At 63.6% G+C, this 21,164-nt stretch carries 21 protein-coding genes and 1 other RNA gene; 14 read left to right on the top strand and 8 right to left on the bottom strand.

Features of this window, described 5'->3' with window-relative positions; genetic code table 11:
- Positions 1-16 precede the first annotated feature (16 nt).
- Positions 17-1,477, bottom strand: coding sequence for a leucyl aminopeptidase (locus ABIE62_RS02110; protein WP_354323141.1), 1,461 nt, complete (start codon positions 1,475-1,477; stop codon positions 17-19).
- Positions 1,478-1,627: 150 nt separating this feature from the next.
- Between ABIE62_RS02110 and ABIE62_RS02105 the strand changes: the two genes are divergently transcribed.
- From ABIE62_RS02105 to rsmA, 4 genes are all read left to right on the top strand, one after another.
- Positions 1,628-3,898: an LPS-assembly protein LptD gene (locus ABIE62_RS02105; protein ID WP_354323139.1), complete on the top strand. Its 2,271-nt coding sequence runs from the start codon at positions 1,628-1,630 to the stop codon at positions 3,896-3,898.
- 204 nt (positions 3,899-4,102) lie between these two features.
- The gene (locus ABIE62_RS02100) at positions 4,103-5,446 is read left to right on the top strand and encodes a peptidylprolyl isomerase (RefSeq protein WP_454184772.1); all 1,344 of its coding nucleotides are present in this window, start codon (positions 4,103-4,105) and stop codon (positions 5,444-5,446) included.
- Complete coding sequence (pdxA, locus tag ABIE62_RS02095) at positions 5,443-6,474, top strand: 4-hydroxythreonine-4-phosphate dehydrogenase PdxA (RefSeq protein WP_354323137.1); 1,032 nt, start codon at positions 5,443-5,445, stop codon at positions 6,472-6,474. Before ABIE62_RS02100 ends, pdxA begins: the two co-directional genes overlap by 4 nt.
- Complete coding sequence (gene rsmA, locus ABIE62_RS02090) at positions 6,467-7,297, top strand: 16S rRNA (adenine(1518)-N(6)/adenine(1519)-N(6))-dimethyltransferase RsmA (protein WP_354323135.1); 831 nt, start codon at positions 6,467-6,469, stop codon at positions 7,295-7,297. Before pdxA ends, rsmA begins: the two co-directional genes overlap by 8 nt.
- Positions 7,298-7,462: 165 nt before the next feature.
- Here the strand turns inward: rsmA and ABIE62_RS02085 are convergent, their stop codons facing one another.
- Positions 7,463-9,562, bottom strand: coding sequence for a malate synthase G (locus ABIE62_RS02085; RefSeq protein WP_354323134.1), 2,100 nt, complete (start codon positions 9,560-9,562; stop codon positions 7,463-7,465).
- A gap of 123 nt (positions 9,563-9,685) precedes the next feature.
- Here ABIE62_RS02085 and ABIE62_RS02080 point away from each other — a divergent pair, with 123 nt between their 5' ends.
- The 4 genes from ABIE62_RS02080 to ABIE62_RS02065 all read left to right on the top strand — a co-directional run bounded on the left by ABIE62_RS02080 (position 9,686) and on the right by ABIE62_RS02065 (position 13,625).
- Entirely contained in the window at positions 9,686-10,894 is a 1,209-nt protein-coding gene (locus ABIE62_RS02080; RefSeq protein ID WP_354323132.1) for a hydrolase, read from the top strand.
- Positions 10,891-11,907: an arginine N-succinyltransferase gene (locus tag ABIE62_RS02075; protein WP_354323130.1), complete on the top strand. Its 1,017-nt coding sequence runs from the start codon at positions 10,891-10,893 to the stop codon at positions 11,905-11,907. The genes ABIE62_RS02080 and ABIE62_RS02075 overlap by 4 nt, the downstream gene beginning before the upstream one ends.
- Before the next feature lie 126 nt (positions 11,908-12,033).
- Positions 12,034-13,281 (top strand): N-succinylarginine dihydrolase, encoded by a 1,248-nt coding sequence (locus ABIE62_RS02070; protein ID WP_354323580.1) that lies wholly within the window; start codon positions 12,034-12,036, stop codon positions 13,279-13,281.
- Between the two features lie 92 nt (positions 13,282-13,373).
- Positions 13,374-13,625, top strand: coding sequence for a hypothetical protein (locus ABIE62_RS02065; protein ID WP_354323578.1), 252 nt, complete (start codon positions 13,374-13,376; stop codon positions 13,623-13,625).
- Positions 13,626-13,702: 77 nt separating this feature from the next.
- On the opposite strand, the gene ssrA is transcribed toward ABIE62_RS02065, so the two are convergent.
- Together ssrA and mscL are read right to left on the bottom strand one after the other, a co-directional pair.
- Positions 13,703-14,044: a transfer-messenger RNA gene (gene ssrA / locus ABIE62_RS02060) on the bottom strand.
- 100 nt (positions 14,045-14,144) lie between these two features.
- Positions 14,145-14,564 carry a large conductance mechanosensitive channel protein MscL gene (gene mscL, locus ABIE62_RS02055; protein WP_354323129.1) on the bottom strand — a complete coding sequence of 140 codons (420 nt, stop codon included), beginning with the start codon at positions 14,562-14,564 and terminating at the stop codon, positions 14,145-14,147.
- A gap of 177 nt (positions 14,565-14,741) precedes the next feature.
- Here mscL and ABIE62_RS02050 point away from each other — a divergent pair, with 177 nt between their 5' ends.
- The 5 genes from ABIE62_RS02050 (at position 14,742) to ABIE62_RS02030 (ending at position 18,375) form a co-directional block, all read left to right on the top strand.
- Entirely contained in the window at positions 14,742-15,344 is a 603-nt protein-coding gene (locus ABIE62_RS02050; RefSeq protein ID WP_354323128.1) for a LemA family protein, read from the top strand.
- Between the two features lie 5 nt (positions 15,345-15,349).
- Complete coding sequence (locus tag ABIE62_RS02045) at positions 15,350-16,222, top strand: TPM domain-containing protein (RefSeq protein WP_454184771.1); 873 nt, start codon at positions 15,350-15,352, stop codon at positions 16,220-16,222.
- A gap of 3 nt (positions 16,223-16,225) precedes the next feature.
- Positions 16,226-16,900 carry a TPM domain-containing protein gene (locus tag ABIE62_RS02040; protein WP_354323127.1) on the top strand — a complete coding sequence of 225 codons (675 nt, stop codon included), beginning with the start codon at positions 16,226-16,228 and terminating at the stop codon, positions 16,898-16,900.
- Positions 16,901-17,067: 167 nt separating this feature from the next.
- Positions 17,068-17,589, top strand: a complete 522-nt coding sequence (locus ABIE62_RS02035) for an NUDIX hydrolase (RefSeq protein ID WP_354323574.1) — start codon at positions 17,068-17,070, stop codon at positions 17,587-17,589.
- Positions 17,590-17,592: 3 nt separating this feature from the next.
- The gene (locus ABIE62_RS02030; RefSeq protein ID WP_354323125.1) at positions 17,593-18,375 is read left to right on the top strand and encodes an SDR family oxidoreductase; all 783 of its coding nucleotides are present in this window, start codon (positions 17,593-17,595) and stop codon (positions 18,373-18,375) included.
- Positions 18,376-18,525: 150 nt separating this feature from the next.
- On the opposite strand, the gene ABIE62_RS02025 is transcribed toward ABIE62_RS02030, so the two are convergent.
- The 3 genes from ABIE62_RS02025 to ABIE62_RS02015 are packed head-to-tail and all read right to left on the bottom strand — an operon-like array spanning position 18,526 to position 19,334.
- A complete protein-coding gene (locus ABIE62_RS02025) occupies positions 18,526-18,741 on the bottom strand; it encodes a PspC domain-containing protein (protein WP_354323123.1) in 216 nt (71 codons plus the stop codon).
- 44 nt (positions 18,742-18,785) lie between these two features.
- Entirely contained in the window at positions 18,786-18,899 is a 114-nt protein-coding gene (locus ABIE62_RS02020) for an enoyl-CoA hydratase (RefSeq protein ID WP_354323122.1), read from the bottom strand.
- Between the two features lie 39 nt (positions 18,900-18,938).
- On the bottom strand, positions 18,939-19,334 hold the full coding sequence (locus tag ABIE62_RS02015) for a hypothetical protein (RefSeq protein ID WP_354323121.1): 396 nt from the start codon (positions 19,332-19,334) through the stop codon (positions 18,939-18,941).
- Here ABIE62_RS02015 and recF point away from each other — a divergent pair.
- Positions 19,293-20,381 (top strand): DNA replication/repair protein RecF, encoded by a 1,089-nt coding sequence (recF, locus tag ABIE62_RS02010; protein WP_354323119.1) that lies wholly within the window; start codon positions 19,293-19,295, stop codon positions 20,379-20,381. The genes ABIE62_RS02015 and recF overlap by 42 nt on opposite strands.
- Before the next feature lie 19 nt (positions 20,382-20,400).
- Here the strand turns inward: recF and ABIE62_RS02005 are convergent, their stop codons facing one another.
- Positions 20,401-21,120: an arylesterase gene (locus ABIE62_RS02005; RefSeq protein WP_354323117.1), complete on the bottom strand. Its 720-nt coding sequence runs from the start codon at positions 21,118-21,120 to the stop codon at positions 20,401-20,403.
- Positions 21,121-21,164: the final 44 nt, after the last annotated feature.

Here is a 21,164-nt window from a genome sequence, read left to right as displayed (position 1 = left end):
CGCTATTTGAAGATGGTTATCCCTCCACCACATCGCGCACGAATTGTTCGAGCAGGCGCGCGCCGTATCCGGTTGCGCCTTTCTCCCACGAGTGGCCCGGTTTGGCCGCCCACACCATCCCGGCAATGTCGAGATGCGCCCACGGCGTGCCGTCCTTGATGAAGCGTTGCAGGAACTGCGCAGCGGTGATTGATCCGCCTTCACGCGGGCCGACATTCTTCATGTCAGCAATCTGCGAATCGATCAGTTTGTCGTAATTGGCACCCAGCGGCATCCGCCACAGCTTGTCACCGCTGGCCTTGCCTGCCGCGGCCAACTGCTCAGCCAGTGTATCGTCATTAGCGAACATCCCGCCATGTTCGTTGCCCAGCGCAATGATCATCGCCCCGGTCAGCGTGGCGAGATCGACGATCCGTGCCGCGTCATATTGTTCCTGCGCCCAGTGCAGCGCGTCGCACAATACCAGCCGCCCTTCGGCATCGGTGTTGAGCACTTCGACTGTCTGCCCGCTCATGGTGGTGACGATATCGCCGGGGCGCTGCGCCTTGCCGTCGGGCATATTTTCAACGAGGCCCATCACGCCGATCACATTGGCCTTGGCCTTGCGGGTGACGATGGCCAGCATCGCGCCAGCCACAGCGCCTGCCCCGCCCATGTCCCACTTCATGTCTTCCATGCCGGGGCCGGGCTTCAACGAGATGCCGCCGGTATCGAAGGTGACGCCCTTGCCGACGAACACGGTCGGCTTTTCGTCCGCTGCGCCGCCGTTCCAGCGGATCGCGATCAGTTTCGATTCGCGTTCCGACCCGCGCCCCACCGCAACCAGCGCGCCCATGCCGAGCGCTTCCATTTCGGCCTCGCTCAACACGGTGATGTCCGCGCCCGTCCCGGCGAAGGCTTTCTGACAGGCGGCAACAAAGGTTTCGGGGTAGATCACATTGGGCGCTTCGGTCACCAGATAGCGGGTGAATTCGACGCCCTTGGCCAGCGCGGCTTCGCGTTCCCACGCGGCTTCGGTTCCCGCGGGGGCATTGATGACGTGCACGGTTTCAAGGCTGGGGCGCTTTTCAGCCGACAGCTTGGTGCGATACTTGTCGTGCCGCCAGCCGCGCAGCCTGAGACCGAGCAGCACCGCCGCCGCATCGTCCGCCGACAATCCCGCCTGCCCCAGATCGAGCGCCATCGCACGCTCGGTCGAAACCAGATATTTCGCCGTCAGCGCTGCGCCCGCGCGTTCGCAATCGAGCCGCCGGTCGGCCCCGTCAGCCTCCCCCGCGCCCGCCAGCGCAATCCGTTTCACCGCGCCTTCGACGCTAGCGAAACTTTCAAACACCTGCCCCGCGCGCCCGGAAAAGCGCGATGCCGCCGCCCCTTCAACCAGTGCCGCGTCCAGCCCGGTCAACGCCGCCCCCTGATTAACCACGCGGGCGTGCAGACGGACGGTGGAAGGCGGGGTGGAGGTGAAAATTATCTGCATGGGTTCTCCGCAATTTTGTGGTCGACGCGCCGGATCGGCATATGCTTTCGCGCGGCGCAACAGCAGCCCATCGGGCACTTACCAACAAGCGCGCGCGACGGGCCGCAAACGCGATTGCGATTAGGCGCGAGCAATGCAATAGGCAAGGCCATGTCGGGAGGCTCGTTGAATGGATCGCGCAGCGCCGCGCGCTATGGCCTGCGCCTCCCGGCGCGGGGCGCGGTGCCGTGTGCAGTGCTGGGCTTCACGCTGATCGCATTGTCCGCGCCTGTGGCCGCGCAGGAACCGCCGCCCGTCGAGGCCGCTGAAACAGCACCGCGCGCAATCGATTTCGAAGCGACCCAGATTGCCTACGACAAAGAGGCCGAAACCATCATCGCGCGCGGCAATGTGATCCTGCGTTCCGAAGACCGATCCGTGCGCGCCGATGAAATCACTTGGGATCGCCGCACCGGCCGGATCATCGCCACCGGCAATGTCCGCCTGGTGGACGAAACGGGCAACCAACTGTTCACCGATCAGGTCGAACTGACCGAAACCTTTGATACTGGTGCGATGTCCGAATTGCTGATCGCGCTACGTGCGGGCGGCAGGCTGGCTGCGCGCTCAGCCGATCGCGACGAAAACGGCGTGGCGATTTTCACCGACGCTGCCTACACCGCCTGCCCTGTCATCGACCCGCAAAGCTGCGCGCAAGACCCCAGTTGGCGTGTCACCGCCGACCGCGTGATCTACGACCAGAACCAGAACACCGTGCGCTTCAAGGGCGCGGTGCTCGAACTGTTCGGTGCCCGCGTCCTGCCGATGCCGGGCCTCTCGCTACGCACCGATGGCAAGGCCACGTCGGGCTTTCTGGTTCCCGACGTGCGCATCTCGCGGGTTAACGGTCTGGAACTGAGCAGCGAATATTACGTGCGCGTGGCCGACAATGCCGATCTGACATTGGGGGCTTTTGCCTTCACCAAGGTCGCGCCGATGGCCAGTGCCAAATGGCGGCAACTGACCGACAAGGGAGCCTATCAGATCACCGGTTTCGTTACGTCCAGCGACCGGCTGACCGATCTGACCGGCGCGCCAAGCGTAGAGCGCGATCTGCGCGGCTATATCGAAGGCAACGGCCGGTTTCAGCTCTCGCCCGACTGGAGCCTGACCGGTTCGTTCCGGCGGGCGAGTGACCGCACCTTTTTGCGGCGCTATGATATCAGCCGCGATGACCGGCTACGCTCGACCGCCAATCTCGAACGCATTACCGATCTGTCCTATCTGTCGATTGCCGGCTGGGCGACGCAGACGCTGCGCATCAATGCGCAGCAAGGCCAGATCCCGGTCGCGCTGCCCGCGATTGATTACCGCCAGAAACTCGCCAATCCGGTGCTGGGCGGCGACCTGCAGTTTCAGGCCAACAGTGTCGCCTTGCTGCGCGATGATGGGCAGGATACGCAGCGCGCCTTTGCCGGAGCGCAGTGGAACCTGCGGCGGTTGACCGGCATGGGTCAGGTAGTCACGCTGACCGGGCTGGTGCGCGGCGATGCCTTCCACACCAACAACACCGATGCGACTACCACCCTAAGCTATCGCGGCAACGAAGGCTGGACCGCACGCGGGGTTGCCACCGCTGCGCTTGATATTGAATGGCCGTTTGTAGGTCAGGCGTTTGGCGGAACGCAGGTATTCAAACCGCGCCTGCAATTCGTCGCCACCCCCAATATCCGCAACCTCGCCGTGCCCAACGAAGATTCGCGCGCGATCGATCTTGAGGATTCAAACCTGTTCGCACTCAACCGCTTCCCCGGCTATGATCAGGTTGAAGACGGCACGCGGATGACCTGGGGGGTCGACTGGGAACTGCAACGCCCCGGCTGGCGGATCAAATCGACCATCGGCCAATCGTTCCGGATCGAAGCGGAGTCGGATGGTTTGTTTCCCCAAGGCACCGGCCTGTCCGAACGGGTATCGGATTTTGTCGGGCGCACCGAAGTGCGGTTCCGCGACTTCGTGAAATTCACGCACCGCTTCCGGCTCGACAAGGATAATGGTGCGATCCGCCGTAACGAGATCGACGCGGCGGTCGGATCGCGCCGCAACTATCTAGAATTCGGCTATCTCCGGCTCAATCGCAACATTCAAACGGTCGAAGACCTGCGCGACCGCGAAGAACTGCGCGCCGCCGGCCGGGTTGCAATCGGGCGCAAATGGTCGGTGTTCGGATCAGGCGTGTTCAACCTGACTGATGCCGAAGATGACCCGATCTTTATGCCCGACGGATTTGAACCGATCCGCACCCGGCTGGGCTTTGCCTATCAGGATGATACGATGGAATTCGGCGCAACCTGGCGGCGCGATTTCATCACTGCGGGCGATGCGCGGCGCGGCAGCACGTTTCAGGTATTCTTCGCACTGCGCAATCTGGGGTTCCGATAGCGCACACGAATTGGCAGCGCGGATAAATCGGTCTAAAGGGCTCGCATCGGATAGCGAGCCGTGCTCTGACCAAGGTCGGGCAAGGCTCAGCTTCCATTCAGCCCTGTTATGAAAGGGCTGGGCGTGCGTGACGGGTTGCGCAGAATTTTTCGACCATAAGGCGGGATTGATCGAGTGAGTGTGAAGCTGTTTTCCAAAATACTTTTGGCCAGAACCGCAGCCACGCTGGGGGCCGCTGGCCTTATCACGCTGGCGGTAATGCCTGTTTCTGCACCGGCGCAAACCGTGGCGGTTCCCACGGCTGACAATCCGTTTGGCCTGCCCGAAGATATCACCCTGTTCGGCAAGGCTGACCCTGACCGGCGCACAGCTATGGCGGTGGTCAATGGGTTTGTGATCACCGGCACCGATATTGATCAACGCGTCGCATTGATTACCGCTGCATCCGAAACCGAGATTTCCGATGAGGAAATGTTGCGCCTGCGGGTGCAGGTGCTGCGCAACCTGATCGATGAAACGCTCAAGATCCAGGCCGCTGCCGCAGCCGAGCTGCCCGTAAGCCCGGCCGAGGTAGAGCAGACCTATCAGCAGCTCGCGGGGCAAAATTTCGGTAGCGAGCCGAAGAAGATGGACGAGTATCTAATCTCCATCGGATCGTCCCCCGCGGCGCTCAAACGCCAGATCGAAGGCGAAGTGGCGTGGGAAAACCTGCTGCGTCGCAACATCATGCCATTTGTCAATGTCTCGGCCGACGAAGTGAATGACGTGCTCCAGCGACTCAACGAAGCCAAGGGCACGGACGAATACCGGCTTGGCGAGATATTCCTTTCGTCCACGGCGGAAAACCGCGCTGCGGTGCTCAACAATGCGCAGCAGATCATGGAGCAATTGCAAGCCGGGGGCAGCTTTGTCGCCTATGCGCGGCAGTTCTCCGAAGCGACCACTGCGGTGGTTGGCGGCGATCTGGGTTGGGTACGGCTGGGACAATTGCCACCACAACTGGCGACCGTAGCCCGCACGATGCAGCCCGGACAATTGCAGGGGCCGGTCGAAATTCCCGGTGGTTTTTCGATCCTGTACCTGATCAACAAACGCCAGGTGCTGATGCCCGATCCGAACGAGGCACTGCTCAGCCTCAAGCAGATATCGATCAGCTTTGACCCCGGCACCACGCAGGAGCAGGCCGAAGCCAGGGTCACGCAATTCGGTGCCTTCGTCGAATCCTTGCGTGGTTGCAGCGATGTTGATGCGGGCGCAGCCGCGATTGGTGCCAATGTCGTATCGAACGACCAGATCAAGGCTGCCAACCTGCCCGAACAGTTGCGCGCCCTCCTCCTCAACCTCCAGATCGGTCAGACGACTCCGGCGTTCGGCTCGGTCGAGGAAGGCGTGCGGGTGTTGATGGTGTGCGGGCGCGATGACCCTGCAGATTCCGGCGCGCCAACCTTCGCTGCGGTGATGGACCAGATCGAAGAAGAGCGCGTCAACAAGCGCGCCCAGCGTTACCTGCGCGATCTGCGCAACGACGCCTATATCGAGTACAATTGAGCGCGGCGCCCAAATCTCCGCCCGGCCCGCTGGCGATTACGCTCGGCGATCCAGCCGGGATCGGGCCTGAGGTCATCCTTGGCGCGTGGGCGCGGCTACGGGCAGAACGGCGCGCGCCGCCCGCCCTTGTGGTCGGCGGGCCGGAATTGCTGCGCGCGGCGGCTGAACGACTGCGGATTGACTGCCCGATCGTGCCGATTGCCGATCCAGTCGAGGCGATCGCCGCTACGGCTGTAGGACTGCCGGTCTTGACCGGGCTTGATGGGCCCTTGACCCCCGCTAGACCCTCTCCAGACGGCGCCAGACTGGCGCTTGCCTCGCTTAACCGGGGGGCAAAATTAGCGCTGACCGAGGTCGCTGTAGGGCTGGTGACAGCGCCGGTGGCTAAGGGTGCCTTGGCCGCCATCGGCTGGGATTATCCGGGGCAGACCGAATTTCTCGCCGACGCCTGCGGCATGGGCTGGCGCGATGCGGTGATGATGCTGGCGGGGCCATCTTTGCGCACCGTGCCGCTGACCGTCCACGTGCCGATGGCCAAGGTGCCGGGGCTGCTTTCGTCCGACCTTATCACCCATAAGGCGCGCATTGTCGCAGCCGGATTACGTCGCGATTTCGGGGTGTTGGCCCCGCGTCTTGCGATTGCGGCGTTCAACCCCCACGCCGGTGAAGGCGGGCAATTCGGGGATGAAGAAGCGCGCGTGATTGCGCCCGCCATCGCCGCCTTGCAGGCTGAAGGGATCGCCGCCTTCGGCCCCGTCCCCGGCGATGCGCTGTTCACGCCAAGGATGCGCGCCACCTATGACGCGGCGCTGTGCATGTATCACGATCAGGCGCTTATCCCTCTGAAAGCATTGGAAGTTGATGAAGGCGTCAATGTGACGCTGGGCCTGCCGATCATCCGCACCTCGCCCGATCATGGCACCGCCTTCGACATCGCGGGCAAAGGCGTTGCCGATCCCGGCGCGATGGCGGCTGCGATTGTGATGGCGGCGGACATGGCGAAGGCGCGGGCGGCGGCGCGTGCCTGACCTTCCCCCGATCCGTGAGGTTATTCAACGCCATGGCCTCGCCGCGTCCAAGGCATTGGGACAGAATTTCCTGCTCGATGAACAGCTTCTGGCGCGGATCGCGGCGCTGCCGGGCGATCTTGCGGGCGCGCAGGTGCTCGAAGTTGGCCCCGGCCCCGGCGGGCTGACCCGGGCGCTGCTCAGGGCCGGAGCGCGCGTCACCGCGATCGAAATGGACCGTCGCTGCCTGCCCGCGCTGGCTGAACTGGGGGAGAGCTTTCCCGGACAACTGACTGTAATCGAAGGCGATGCGCTCAAAATCGATCACAACGCAGTGATGGATGGCGCGCCGTTCCACGTCTTGTCGAACCTGCCTTACAATGTCGGCACCGCGCTGTTCGTGCGCTGGCTATCGGGGGAAAGCTGGCCGCCGCTATGGCAATCGCTCACCCTGATGTTCCAGCGCGAAGTGGCCGACCGCATCGTGGCCGCGGCAGGCGACGATGCCTATGGCCGCCTCGCCGTGCTCGCCCAATGGCGCAGCGACGCACGGCTGGCGATGAAAGTCCACCGCAGCGCCTTCACCCCCGCGCCCAAGGTGATGAGCGCGGTTGTCCACGTCACCCCCACCGCGATGCCCGACGGGGTTTCTGCCCGACTGCTCGAACGGTTGACCGAAGCCGCCTTCGGCCAACGCCGCAAGATGCTGCGCCAGAGCCTGAAGGGCGTGCCGGGCGCGCTGGAGGCGCTGGCGGCGCTGGGGATCGACGAGACGCGGCGGGCAGAGACGGTGAGTGTGGCGGAGTTTGTGGCGGTGGCGCGGGCCTTGGTGAATAACCGCTAGCGGCCACATGGCTGCTGTCCTTCGTCATCCCAGCAAAAGCTGGGATCTCAGGCGGCCAGCGCAGCACCTTGTAGCCCTGGGCCCCAGCTTTCGCTGGGGTGACGCAGATGGGCAAAAACTACCCACTTTCCGAGTTGCCTTCGTCGCGCTTGGCAACGGCGCGTCTTAGCCTTGCCCCTTCGCCACCTGCCGCCACGCGTGGAGCAGCGGTTCGGTATAGCCGCTCGGCTGGTCCACCCCCTTGAAGATCAAGTCCTTTGCCGCGCTGAACGCCGCGCCGTCTTCGTTCCCCGTCAGCGGCACATAGAGCGGATCGCCTGCGTTCTGGGCATCGACCTTGGCGGCCATGCGGGTGAGCGAATCCATCACCTGCGCTTCGGAAACCACTCCGTGCAGCAGCCAGTTGGCGATGTGCTGCGAGGCAATGCGCAAGGTCGCGCGGTCTTCCATCAGGCCGACATCATTAATGTCCGGCACCTTGGAACAGCCCACCCCCTGATCGATCCAGCGCACCACATAGCCCAGCAGCCCCTGGCAATTATTGTCGAGTTCCTCGCGCAGTTCCTCGTCCGACCAGTTCGCGCGCCCCGCCAGCGGGATCGCCAGCAGCGCGTCCAGCCCCGGCGCTTCGGGCAATTCCTTCTGCACCGCGAACACGTCCACCGCGTGATAATGCAGCGCGTGCAGCGTCGCGGCGGTGGGGGATGGCACCCACGCGGTGTTCGCACCCGCCTTTAGGTGGCCGATTTTCTCGACCATCATCTGCCCCATCAGATCGGGCGCGGCCCACATGCCCTTGCCGATCTGCGCCTTGCCCGACAGGCCGTGTTTGAGGCCGATAGCGACGTTCCTTGCTTCATAGGCGCGCAGCCAGTCAGACCCCTTCATCGCGCCCTTGCGCAGCATCGGCCCGGCGCGCATCGACGTATGAATTTCGTCCCCGGTGCGATCAAGGAAGCCGGTGTTGATGAACACGATCCGGTCACGCACCGCGTGGATGCAGGCGGAAAGGTTGGCGCTGGTGCGGCGTTCTTCGTCCATCACGCCAACCTTGATCGTGTGGCGCGGCAGGCCGAGCAGGTCTTCCACAGCATCGAACAGATCGTTGGTGAAGGCGCATTCTTCCGGCCCGTGCATCTTGGGTTTGACGATGTAGATCGATCCGCAACGCGAGTTGCCGTAGATGCCGTGCCCCTCGACATCGAGCGTGCTGATAGCGGAGGTGAACACCGCGTCCATGATGCCTTCCGGCACTTCGGAGCCATCTGAAAGCCGGACCGCCGGGTTGGTCATCAGGTGGCCGACATTGCGCACGAACAGCAGGCTGCGGCCGGGCAGCTCGTGGGTGGAGCCATCGGGGGTGGTGTAGGACTTGTCGCCCGCCAATCGCCGGGTGAGCGTGCGCCCGCCCTTTTCAAAACTTTCCTCCAGCGTGCCGCGGATCACGCCGAGCCAGTTGGCATAGGCGGCAAGCTTGTCCTCGGCATCGACCGCAGCGACCGAATCTTCGCAATCGGCAATGGTGGTGAGCGCGGATTCGACCATGATATCGGCGATCCCGGCGCGATCAGTCGCGCCGACAGGAGTGGTGGAATCGAACACCACTTCGACGTGCAATCCATTGTTTTTGAGCAATACACCCTTTTCAGTCTCGCCAATATATTGCGCCGGATCGGCCAGCGTGATGCCCTCGCGCGCGATCAGATCGGCCCAACTGCCGCGTGCGAGCGGGAAAGAGTCGTCAAGAAACTGCCGCCCGCGCGCGATCACCGCCGCGCCGCGCGCCGCGTCATAGCCGCCAGGCTGCGCCGGGGGCGCATCAAGCGCATCGGTGCCGTAGAACGCATCATACAGGCTGCCCCAGCGCGCATTGGCCGCATTCAACAGAAACCGCGCGTTGAGGATCGGCACCACCAACTGCGGCCCGGCCATCGTGGCGATCTCGGGATCGACATTCTGCGTGCCGATCTGGAAATCACCGGGCTCGGGCACCAGATATCCGATGCTTTCGAGAAATGCCTTGTAAGCAACTGGATCATGTGGCTTTCCAGCCCGCGCGACGTGCCATGCGTCGATCTGCGCCTGTAATTCATCGCGCCTCGCCAGCAGCGCCGCATTGCGCGGGGCAAACTCCGGCAGCAGCGCGGCAAAGCCCTGCCAGAACGCCGCAACATCGCGGCCCAGCGGAGTCAAAACTTGCGTTTCAAGGAAAGCCGCCAAGCGGGAATCAATCGCAATTCCGGCGCGGGTGGTCATGTCAGTCATTCAAGTCCTCGTGGTGCTGGCGTGGGGCAGACCTGGGGAGGAGAGGACGGCTAACCCTATGGCGCAGGCCTGCGCACTTTGCAACGGGTTGGACTGGCGCGCACACGCGGCTAGAGGTGGGGGATGACCGCGATCACACCGTCCGCCTTCGATGCCGCCGCCATGCTGGCACAGGTGCAGGCGTGGAGCGCGATCAACACCGGCACCGGCAATCTTCCCGGCCTCGCCCAGCAGGCCGCCGCGCTGGTCGAGGCATTCGCCGCGCTGCCCGGTACGGTGGAGATGATCGCCCCCGCCCCCGTCACCGCGATTGCCGCCGATGGCAGCGCGTTCGACAAGCCCCACGGCCAGCATCTGGTGGTGCGGGTACGCCCGCAGGCCAACCGCCGCATCCTGTTGACCGGGCATATGGACACGGTGTTCGCCGCCGATCACGCCTTTCAACACCAGCGCTGGCTGGACGATCAGACGCTGAACGGCCCCGGCGTGGCCGATATGAAAGGCGGGATCGCGGTGATGCTCCACGCGCTGTTGGCGTTTGAGCAGACCGCCAGCGCATCCAGCCTCGGCTATGATGTGCTGATCAATGCGGACGAGGAAACCGGTTCGCTGGCGAGCAGCGCGCTGATTTCCGAACTGGCAGCAGGCAAACTCGCCGCGCTGACCTATGAACCGGCCGCCCTGCCCGATGGGACGCTGGCGCATGAACGCGGCGGCACGGGCAATTATTCGATCACGATCACCGGCAAGTCCGCCCACGCCGGGCGCAACCCGCATGAAGGGCGCAATGCGATTGTCGCCGCCGCCGATCTGATTCTGCGGCTGAAGGCACTGGAGCGTGATGATCTCACCATCAACCCGGCCAAGCTGGAGGGCGGCGCGGCGAATAATGTCGTGCCCGACCATGCGGTATTGCGTTTCAACATCCGCCCGAAATCGACCACGGCGATGGAAGGGTTCGAGCGTGATCTCAACACCTTGCTGCGCGATATTGAAACCGTTCATCAAGTCACTACCCATCGCCACGGAGGCGTGACCCGCCCGCCCAAGAAGGTCGATGCCGCCGCGCAAAAGCTGTTCGATCTGGTGCGCCAATGCGGTGCCGAATTGGGGCAGGACATCCGCTGGCAATCGACCGGCGGGGTGTGCGATGGCAATAATATCGCGGCCTGCGGCGTCCCGGTGGTCGACACCATGGGCGTGCGGGGCGGCGCGATCCACAGCCCTGACGAATATCTGATCGTCCCCAGCCTTACGACCCGCGCGGCGTTATCCGCCCGCGTGATAGAGCGCCTCGCAATGGGCCATTTAGAACAGGGAGCAATATCGTGACCTTCCGCCTGCGCGCCGCGCGTGCCGCCGATCTTGAGGCGCTCTACGAAATGGCCAAGCTGACCGGCGGGGGCTTCACCAACCTGCCGCCAGACCGCGCCGCATTGAAGGCCAAGCTCGAACGCGCCGAGGCGGCCTTTGCCCGCGAGGCCGATGAGTTGGTGGACGAACAGTTCGTGTTGGTGCTGGAAAACGCCCGCACCGGCACGGTGCGCGGCACCTGTCAGCTGATGACCAAGGTGGGCCAGCGCTGGCCGTTCTATTCCTATCGCCTCAACACCCTGACGCAATATTCGCAGGAACTTGACCGCACGGTGCGCGCCGAGCTGCTCAGCCTCGTCACCGACCTTGAGGGATCGAGCGAGGTCGGCGGATTGTTCCTCCACCCCAATGAACGCGCGGGCGGGCTTGGCCTGTTGCTCGCCCGGTCGCGTTATATGTTCGTGGCGATGCACCGCGCGCGGTTTGCCGATCGCCTTCTGGCGGAGCTGCGCGGGATCATTGACGAACGCGGCGGATCGCCGTTCTGGGACGGGGTCGCCGGCCGGTTCTTCGGGATGAGCTTTCAGGACGCGGATTATTTCAACGCGATCAACGGCAACCAGTTCATCGCTGATCTGATGCCCAAACACCCGGTCTATATCGCGATGCTGGATGATGATGCGCGCAGCGTGATCGGCGTGCCCCACCCCACCGGGCGCGCGGCGATGCGGATGCTCGAAAACGAAGGCTTCCGCCACGATGGCTATGTCGATATCTTCGATGGCGGGCCAACCATGGTCGCGCATACCGATGATGTGACCAGCGTGAAGGGCAGCGTGCGGGCAAGCGTGACCGCGCTTTCAGCCAGCGAAGGTGAACGGGCGATCCTTGCCACCGGCCAGCTCGGCACCTTCCGCGCTTGCTTTGGTGCGCGGGTGCTGGACGCAGACGGCGGCATCGCAATCGATTCGGCCAGCGCTGATCTGCTTGATGTGAGCGAGGGCGATACCGTGTGGAGCGTGGCGCGGTAATTTTCCCTCGTCATCGCGAGGAGCGCAGCGACGCGGCGATCCATGGCCCGCCCGCTTGCCGCAAGGTTCGATCATGGATTGCCGCGCGACCTTGCGGTCGCTCGCAATGACGGGATGGACACAGGAATGCTCACCGAAATCAATTTCGACGGAATCGTTGGCCCCAGCCACAATTATGCCGGCCTCAGCCTCGGCAATATCGCCAGCGCCAGCCATGCGGGCGATCCGTCTTACCCGCGCGCGGCGGCGTTGCAGGGGGTGGCGAAGATGCGCGGAAACCTCGCGCGGCTGGGTGTGCAGGGGTTCCTGCTACCCCTGCCCCGCCCCAACCATGCATTGGCGCAGGCGCTGGCATTGGACGGCAGTGAGCCGCCGCAATTGCGCGCCGCGCCGTGGTCGGCATCGTCGATGTGGACCGCCAATGCCGCTACCGTCAGCCCCGCCTCGGATACCGCCGACAGGCGTTGCCACCTGACGCCGGCCAACCTCGTCACCATGCTCCACCGCGCGCAGGAATGGCCCGATACCAAACGCCAACTGGAGGTCGCATTCGGCGATTCGCGGCACTTCGCGATCCACGATGCCGTGCCGCGCAGCTTCGGCGATGAGGGCGCGGCCAATCATCTGCGATTGTGCGAAAGCCACGCTGCGCCGGGTGTCGAGGTGTTTGTCTATGGCAAAACTGGCGGGCGCTTCCCCGCGCGCCAGCACGAACAGGCCAGCCGTCTTGTCGCTCGCCGCCACGGGCTTGATCCAGCGCGCACGGTGTTCATCGAACAGAACCCGGCTGCGATTGAAGCAGGCGCGTTCCACAATGATGTGGTCGCGGTCGCCAATGGCCCGGTGCTGTTCACCCATGCCGAAGCCTTTGCCGACCAGCAGCTGGCCTATGACGCAATCCGCACGGCCTTCCCTGCGCTCGAAGTGGTCGAGGTGCCGTCGAGCGCGGTCAGCTTGCAGGAAGCGATCCGCACCTATCTGTTCAACGCGCAGCTTCTCACGCTTCCCGATGGCAGCATGGCGTTGATCGTGCCCGAGGAATGCCGTGAAAGCGCCAGCGTATGGGCTTGGGCGCAAGCGATGCTCGCGAGCAATGGCCCGATCCGGCAGGTGATCCCGGTCGATGTGAAACAGTCGATGGCAAACGGTGGCGGCCCGGCCTGCCTACGGCTGCGGGTGGTATGCGCGCCGGATACCGTCGATCCGCGCTTCCTGCTTACCGAAGCCAAGGCCGATCTGATTGAACGCACCATCGCTGCGCATTGGCCCGAACAGATCGATCCGGCTGATCTGGGTTCGGAAAATCTCGCAAACAGCGTCATTTCGGCACGCCTCGCGCTGCTGGACACGCTCAATCTGGCCCAACTTGGTTAACGCGTTTGCACATTTCCCGACGCTGAGGGTAAGGTTTCCGCATTATTAACGTGACTCTGCACAGGCAGGGCCGCCAAGGATCGGAACACGCGATGCTGCGCAAACTTGGAAGGCTGTTCATTATCAAGAACCGCTTTGAGGCGTTCGCGATCATCTATGCGCTGGCACTTGGCGCAACGGCGCGGGGCAGCGCCTATCTGACCGAATATCCCGGCTTTGGCGGCAAACTGCTGTTTCTGGCGACCACCGGGGCGGTGTTCCTCGGCGGGGCGAAGATCCTCGATTGCATCCGGCTGGAAAAAGAACTGGCCGAACTGCGCGGCGAAGGCGCAAAGTCCGAATAGGGCTGTTGCCTGCGCCCGACGTAGTTCACAATTGCTGTAAAGGTGGGGGTTTCTGTTGCTAGCTACCCCCGGAGCCCCGGAATCCGTTCTGTTGCCCGGTCGGTCCAACCGCGCTTTTTAGCCTAATAATATCAGGGCGTTAGCCCATCAATTACGCAGCGATTGCGAGTGCTTCGTTATCGTTGGCACTTATGGTTTTTGAGCCTTATGCGGGTTACTCAGCCCGGGCAAAAACTACGCTTTTCAACACACGTCGATCCTGGTTCGGCCCCATCAGAACTGGCGAAAATTCGCCGTTTCTGGTGGAGCCGCCGGGTACTGCCCCCGGGTCCGTTGCATCTATTGCACGCAGCAATTTATCGCCATAGTCGGTTGCCCGACACCGCCGATATAGCGCGCCAATCCTGAATGTGAAGTGAGCAGCCCTATTGTGCGTTCCCGCGAAGGCGGGAACCTCCCGGCAAATTAGCGCCAAGCCTTGGGAGGCCCCCGCCTGCGCGGGGGCTCACACAGCAAAGGTTATTTCTTCAACGCGTCGCGAATTTCGGTCAGCAGTTCCACCTCACTCGGGCCAGCCGGGGCTGCCTCTTCGGGCTTGCTGAACTGCGCGCTCACCTTGGTCACATACCGCACCATCAGAAAGATGATGAAGGCGAGGATCACAAAGTTGATCAGCACCGAAATGAACGCCCCCAGCCCGATCACATTTGCGCCCGCTTCGCGCGCTGCGGCCAGCGTGGTGCCATCCGCAACTTCGCCTGACAGCACCAGGTAGCGATCCGAAAAATCGATATTGCCAAAGATCGCGCCGACCACCGGCATGATGATCTCGTCAGTCAGCGATTTGACGATTGCGCCGAATGCCGCGCCGATGATCACCCCCACGGCCAGGTCCATGACATTGCCTTTGGCGATGAAAGCCTTGAAATCCGATAGCATATTGATCCCCTTTATCCACTATTCTGCCCTTCTGGCACTCCACTTGCGCGCTGCCAAGCGCCAAGCTTTCCGCAGCCCGCCGCTTGAACCCGCAAAGTGGTGTGCTATATCCACAATACAGGAGTTGCCGCGCTGTCCGCTATCGGGGGGTCAGCGCCATCAGGAGGGATCATTTCGATGAAATTCACCACCATGCTGCGCGGCGCATTGGCCGCTGCCGCTGCGCTTAGCCTTGCGGCCTGCGGGATCAATTCGGTCCCCGCGGCTGAGGAGGAAGCCAAGGCCAAGTGGGCCGATGTCGAAGCCCAGTTCCAGCGCCGCGCCAATCTCATCCCCAACCTTGCTGAGATTGTGAAGGGCGCGTCTGAAAACGAACAAACCATCCTGCGCGAAGTGACCGAAGCGCGCGCCAAAGCGACCAGCGTCAATGTTACCGGCGATGATCTGAATGACCCGGCCAAGATGGAGCAATTCGCTGCCGCGCAGTCGCAGATGAGCGCCGGGATCGGGCGTCTGCTGGCCAGTTTCGAAGCCTATCCGCAGATCAAGTCGAACCAGAACTACCTCGCGTTCCAGAGCCAGTTTGAAGGCACCGAAAACCGCATCGCGGTGGCGCTGCGCGACTACAACGAAGCGGTGCGCAAATATAACACCACGATCCGCACCTTCCCCGACACCATCGGCGCGAACATCATCCACGGCGCGGAACCGATGGTGCCTTACAAGGCAGTGACCGAAGGCGCCGAAGTGGCACCGACGCTTGATATGACGTCGAATTGATCGGCGTGTTTCGCCGCCTTGCAATAGTGCTCGCGCTGGCGGGGGTGTGGCTTTCCGCGCCCCTCGCCGCGCAGCCGCAATTCCCCGAACTCACCGGGCGGGTGGTCGATAATGCCGACATTCTGACGCCCGAGGCCGAAGCGCGGCTGACCGCGAAGCTGGAAGCGCTCGAAACCCAATCGCAGCGCCAGTTGGTGATCGCCACGGTTCCCGACCTCAACGGCTATGACATATCCGATTACGGCTATCAGCTGGGGCGCGCCTGGGGGCTTGGCGATGAAAGCCGCAATGACGGCGCGCTGCTGCTGGTTGCGCCCAACGACCGCAAGGTGCGGATCGAGGTTGGCTACGGGCTTGAAGGCTATCTGACCGATGCGCTGTCGGCGTTGATCATCCAGAACCAGATCCTGCCCGCTTTCCGCGACGGGGATTTCCCCGGCGGGATCGAGGCAGGCACCGATGCGATCATCACCCAGCTGCAATTGCCCCCCGAAGAAGCCGCGAAGGTCGCTGCCGAAGCGGGCAAGAAACGCGCAGGCGACGGCGGATTTCCCGTGGGCGTGCTGATCTGGCTGGCGTTCATGGTCTTCTTCTTCATCCTGCCGATCATGTCCGGGCGCAGGCGGCGGCGCAAATATCGTTCCAAGGGCGCTGGCCCGTGGGGCGCGCGCGAAGGTTCGCTGGGCCGCGACATGGGCGACACCGCCCGCGACATTATCCTGTGGGAAGTGGGCAGCGCGATTTTGCGCGGCGCGCTGTCGGGCGGCGATGATGATGGCTGGGGCGGCGGCGGCTTTGGCGGTGGATTCGGCGGCGGCGGAGGATTTTCCGGCGGCGGTGGTTCATTCGGCGGCGGCGGCGCATCGGGGGGGTGGTAGAAAATGGCCTATCTTGATGAAGCCGGGCGCAAGCTGGTGGCTGACGCCGTGACCGCAGCCGAGGCGCAGACGTCGGGTGAGATCGTGACCGTGCTGGCTGACCGATCCGACGGCTATACCGATGTCGCCTTGCTGTGGGCGGTGGGCGCGGCGTTCACCGTGATGAGCCTGTTCGCAGCCTTTCCGCTCCCGTTCCTTGACCTGTGGGATCGCCTGATCGGCGGCTGGGGCCATCAATGGAGCACCGGCGAGCTGGCCAGCATGGTGATCGGGTTGGGGCTGCTCACCTTCCTTGCAGTGATGCTGGTGCAGCAGTGGGAGCCGCTGAAGTTCCTGCTCATCCCCGGCCCCACCAAGACCATCCGCGTCCACGCGCAGGCGGTGCGCCAGTTCAAGGTGGGCGCGGATCGCCGCACCACCGGGCGCACCGGGGTGATGATCTACCTGTCGATGCGCGAACACCGCGCGGAAATCATCGCCGATGAAAGCATCGCTGCGGTTGTCTCCGCCGAGGTGTGGGGCGAAGCGATGGGCGATATGCTGATCGAAATCCGCAAAGGCCGAATTGCCGAAGGGTTGGCGGTGGGCATCGGCGATGTCGGCTTTGTGCTAGCACAGCATTTCCCGCGCGGCGCGGATGATGTGAACGAACTGCCTGACCGCCTGATCGAGGTTTAGGTTCCCTCCCCTCAATTCGCGCTTGACCCGTTCGCCCTGAGCCTGTCGAAGGGCCACTCTTCACTTCTTGTCCAACGCTGAAGAAGGGCAATCCTTCGACAAGCTCAGGATGAACGGGGACTCTCATCTTGCAAAAAGACCGCGACGCTGACCTGCCGGAACAGGTGATGTGGGAAGGCCGCTTTATCACCGCCAAGAAACGCGGGCGGTGGGAATATGTCGGGCGCGCACGCGGCATTCGTGCGGCGGTGATCATCGCGCTGGATGATGATACCGACGGCACCCGCCACGTCATCCTTGTCAGCCAATACCGCGTGCCGCTGGGCCGCTTCTGCCTGGAGTTGCCGGCCGGTCTGGTCGGCGATGATGCCGGCGGCGAAGGCGAAGATGCACTGACCGCCGCCGCGCGCGAGCTGGAGGAGGAAACCGGCTACCGCGCTGCGCGGCTGGAGGTGCTGGGCGAATTCTATTCCTCACCCGGCATGGTGTCCGAAGCTTTCACCCTGCTGCGCGCGCGCGACCTTACCCGCGTCGGTGAAGGCGGGGGGACTGAAGGCGAAAACATCACCGTCCACCGGGTCGCCTTGCGCGATCTTTCGCGCTTCGTCGCCGAATGGCGGCGCGCGGGCCACGCGGTGGACGTGCGCATCGCAATGTTACAAACACCGGAATATTTGGGAGAGGATTGAATTATGGCAGGACGGGTAGCGGGCAAGCTCGCATTGGTAACCGGCGGGGCGCAGGGGCTGGGCCGCGCGCATTGCATCCGGCTGGCGCAGGAAGGCGCGCGGGTGCTGGCGACCGATATCAACGCTGCGGGGGCGCAGGAAACAGCGGCGCTGATCAATGCCGAAATGGGCGCGGGCACCGCCTTTGCTATCGCGCATGACGTGACCGATCCGATGCAGTGGGAAGCAGCGGTGGACGCCGCGCGCGAACACCTCGGCGGGCTTAACGTGCTGGTCAATAATGCCGGGATCGGGGTTGCGGGCAATATCGAAACTTGCGATTTTGCCGATTGGCAGCGCTGTTTCGACATCAACGTCAATTCGATTTTCCACGGCTGTCAGAAAGCCCTGCCGCTGATGCGTGAACACGCGCCCGGGTCGATCATCAATATCTCGAGCATCGCCGGATTGATCGCGAGCGATACCATGCCCGCCTACAATGCCTCGAAGGCGGCGGTGTGGATGCTGTCGAAGTCGATTGCGCTGCATTGTGCGAAGAAAAACATGAACATCCGCTGCAATTCGGTGCATCCGACCTTTATTGACACGCCGATCCTTGACGGGACCGCCAAGGCGGCGTCGCTCGACAAGGGTGTGCTGCTGGAAAAGCTGGCGCGTCAGATCCCGCTCAAATTCGTGGGCGAGCCCAACGATATCGCCAATGCGGTGCTCTATCTGGCGAGCGACGAAAGCCGCTTCATGACCGGGGCTGAGTTGAAACTGGATGGTGGCATCTCGGCGATGTGAAACCCGGGCAGCGGGAGTCTTTTTCTCTCGCGGCAGATTGCTTCGCAATCGCCTGCCGAGGGGGCGGCCTTCCGGCCGGCGGGCGGTCGCCCTTGCGGGCCTTGCAAGGCCCGAACTGGGTCATTCCGCTCCGCCTGTCAGCCGGTTGGCTCAATCCGCGATCAGCGCGACAGCGAGGTAGATCAGCACCGGGGCGCCGAAGCCGAACAGGGTGGCGGCGACAAAGCCGATCCGCACCAGCATCGCATCAATGCCGAAATAATCGGCAATCCCGGCGCACACGCCGAAAACCTTGGCGTTGGTCTTGTCGAGGTGGAAGCTGGCGCGCGGCGGCTTGCCACCGGGGGTGTTGGTGATGTTGCTCATGTCAAAAATCCCTCATATCCGAATAGTGAAGCAGGCGCGGCGGGTTACGCCATCATGCCGGGGCTGGCGGGGATGATCGCATAGGCGAAGCTAGCAACCGTCAACACGACAGCAAAGGCGGCAGAGACGAAGCGAGCACTGGTTTCGGGGCCGAACATGGGAAATGATCCTTTTATGAAAGTTGGGTGAGGTCAGGCTCAGGCAACAAGGCCGGGGCTGGCTGGCACGATCGCATAGGCAAAAAACGCGGCCGAAATGACGACCGAGAAAGCGGCGGCGAACAGACGGTTTGAAACTTCTTGGGCAAACATGGTGGTAACTTCTTGGTGTATTTTACTGTCCTGCGAGACCATCCCGGGGACGCAGAACACTTTGCACGGGCCGTGCCAAACTCGAAAAATGGCTGATTTGCGCCGTTTCCTTGCTTTCACCCCTGTGACAACCCGTTCAGGCAAACGAAAGCTTGGGAATTTACACCAAGGATTGGGATTGCGGATTTCAGGCGTGCCGCACTGGCCAAATCGCGCCCCTGTGCTACCCGCGCTGACACGATGGCGCTCAGCAAAATCAGCCTTGAAAATGTCCGCAATCACGCCGCGACCACGCTGGCGGATACGGCGCATTTCAACCTGCTGGTGGGCGAGAATGGGGCAGGCAAGACCAATCTGCTCGAAGCGCTGTCGTTGCTGGGGCCGGGGCGCGGGCTGCGGCGCGCCAACCTTGGCGAGGTGGCGCGCAGGGCTGCGCCGGACGACCCGCCCCTGCCCTTTGCCATCGGGGCGAGCCTGACCGAAGCGGGCACCATCTCCGCGCGGCTCGGCACCTATACCGAAGCCGGGCAGCCCGGACGGCGGCTGGTGCGGGTCAACGGCGCACCCGCCAGCGCGGCGAGCCTGGCGGAATGGCTGGCGCTAAGCTGGCTGACCCCGGCGATGGACGGATTGTTCACCGACAGCGCGGGTGCGCGGCGGCGGTTCATCGACCGCATGGCGCTCGCCATAGCGCCCGACCATGCGCGGCGGGTGAATGCGCTGGAGTCAGCCTTGCGCGAACGCGGGCGCGTGCTGGAAAGCGGCGGCGATCCGCATTGGATGGACGCGGTGGAGGCGCAGGCGGCCGATCATGGCGCGGCGGTGGCGCGCACCCGCGCCGCACTGGTGACACGATTGGCGGACGAACTTTCCGCCCTGCCACCCGAACCCTTCGCCCGCCCCGCGCTGACCTATCGCCCCGGCGGGCCGGTGGACGAGGTGGCGCTGCGCGCAGACCTCGCCCGCAATCGCCCGCGCGACCGGGCGGCGGGGCGCGCGCTCACCGGGCCGCAGCGCGATGAATTGGAGGTGGTGATGGCCTCCACCCGCCAGCCCGCCGCATCCTGTTCCACCGGAGAGCAAAAGGCGATGCTGATTGCGATCACGCTGGCCCACGGCGTGCTGGCCTCGGCCGGGCGGCCCAGCGTGCTGCTGCTCGATGAAGTCGCCGCGCATCTCGACCCGGTGCGCCGCGCCGAGCTGTTCCGCCGGTTACGCGAAGGGCGGGCGCAGGTGTGGATGACCGGCACCGAGCTTGCCCCCTTCGACGCGATCAGGGGCGAGGCCGCGATCTGGCGGGTCAGCGGGGGGGAAGTGGAAAAAATGTGAGTCCCCGCGCAATGACGAATTACTTCTTCTCCGGCAAAGCCTCCGCAACCTCGCCCAAAGTCGCCGCGACCAGCCGTTCGATCCCCTCTGCCGTGGGGTGGATGCGGTCGGACTGGAACAGCTTCGGCTCGCGGTAAATGTTGTCCAGCCAGAACGGGATCAGGTCTGCGCCATATTCGCTGGCAAGATCGCGGTAGAGCGCATCAAACTGCGCCTGATATTCCGGCCCGTAATTCGGCGGGCTGCGCATTCCCATCAGCAACACCGGAATATCGCGGGCGCGCAATTCATCGAGCATCTTGGCCAGATTGGCCTTGGTTTCATCCGGCGACAATCCGCGCAACAGATCATTCCCGCCCAGTTCAAGGATAAACAGATCGGGCTTGTGATCCTGCGCATCGAGCGTGAAGGCCAGCCGTTGCAGGCCCGCGGCGGTCGTATCGCCCGAAATCCCGGCATTGGTGATCGCGGCGTTGATGCCTTTCACCCGCAGGGCCGCTTCCAGCCGCGCCGGGTAGCTTTGCGCCGGATCGAGGCCGTATCCGGCAAACAGGCTATCCCCAAAGGCGATGATCCGCCGTTCCGGCCCCATCACCGGGATCGCTGGCAGGGCTGCTTCCCCCGCCGCAGCCGCTGCGGGAGCGCGGGTCGCATCCTCGCCCGCGCTGTCGCTGCACGCTGTCAACACCAGCGCAAACGCGCCAAACCCTGCAATATTCGACCAACCGCGCTTGTGCATCCGTGAACCTCCCCTGCGAGTAACTTGCCCGCACCCCACCAACT

The organism is Porphyrobacter sp. MBR-155, assembly GCF_040547625.1.
In the GTDB taxonomy this organism is placed as follows: domain Bacteria; phylum Pseudomonadota; class Alphaproteobacteria; order Sphingomonadales; family Sphingomonadaceae; genus Erythrobacter.
The sequence above is the reverse complement of the archived record's forward strand: the minus strand, read 5'-3'. Positions and strand labels throughout refer to the sequence as shown.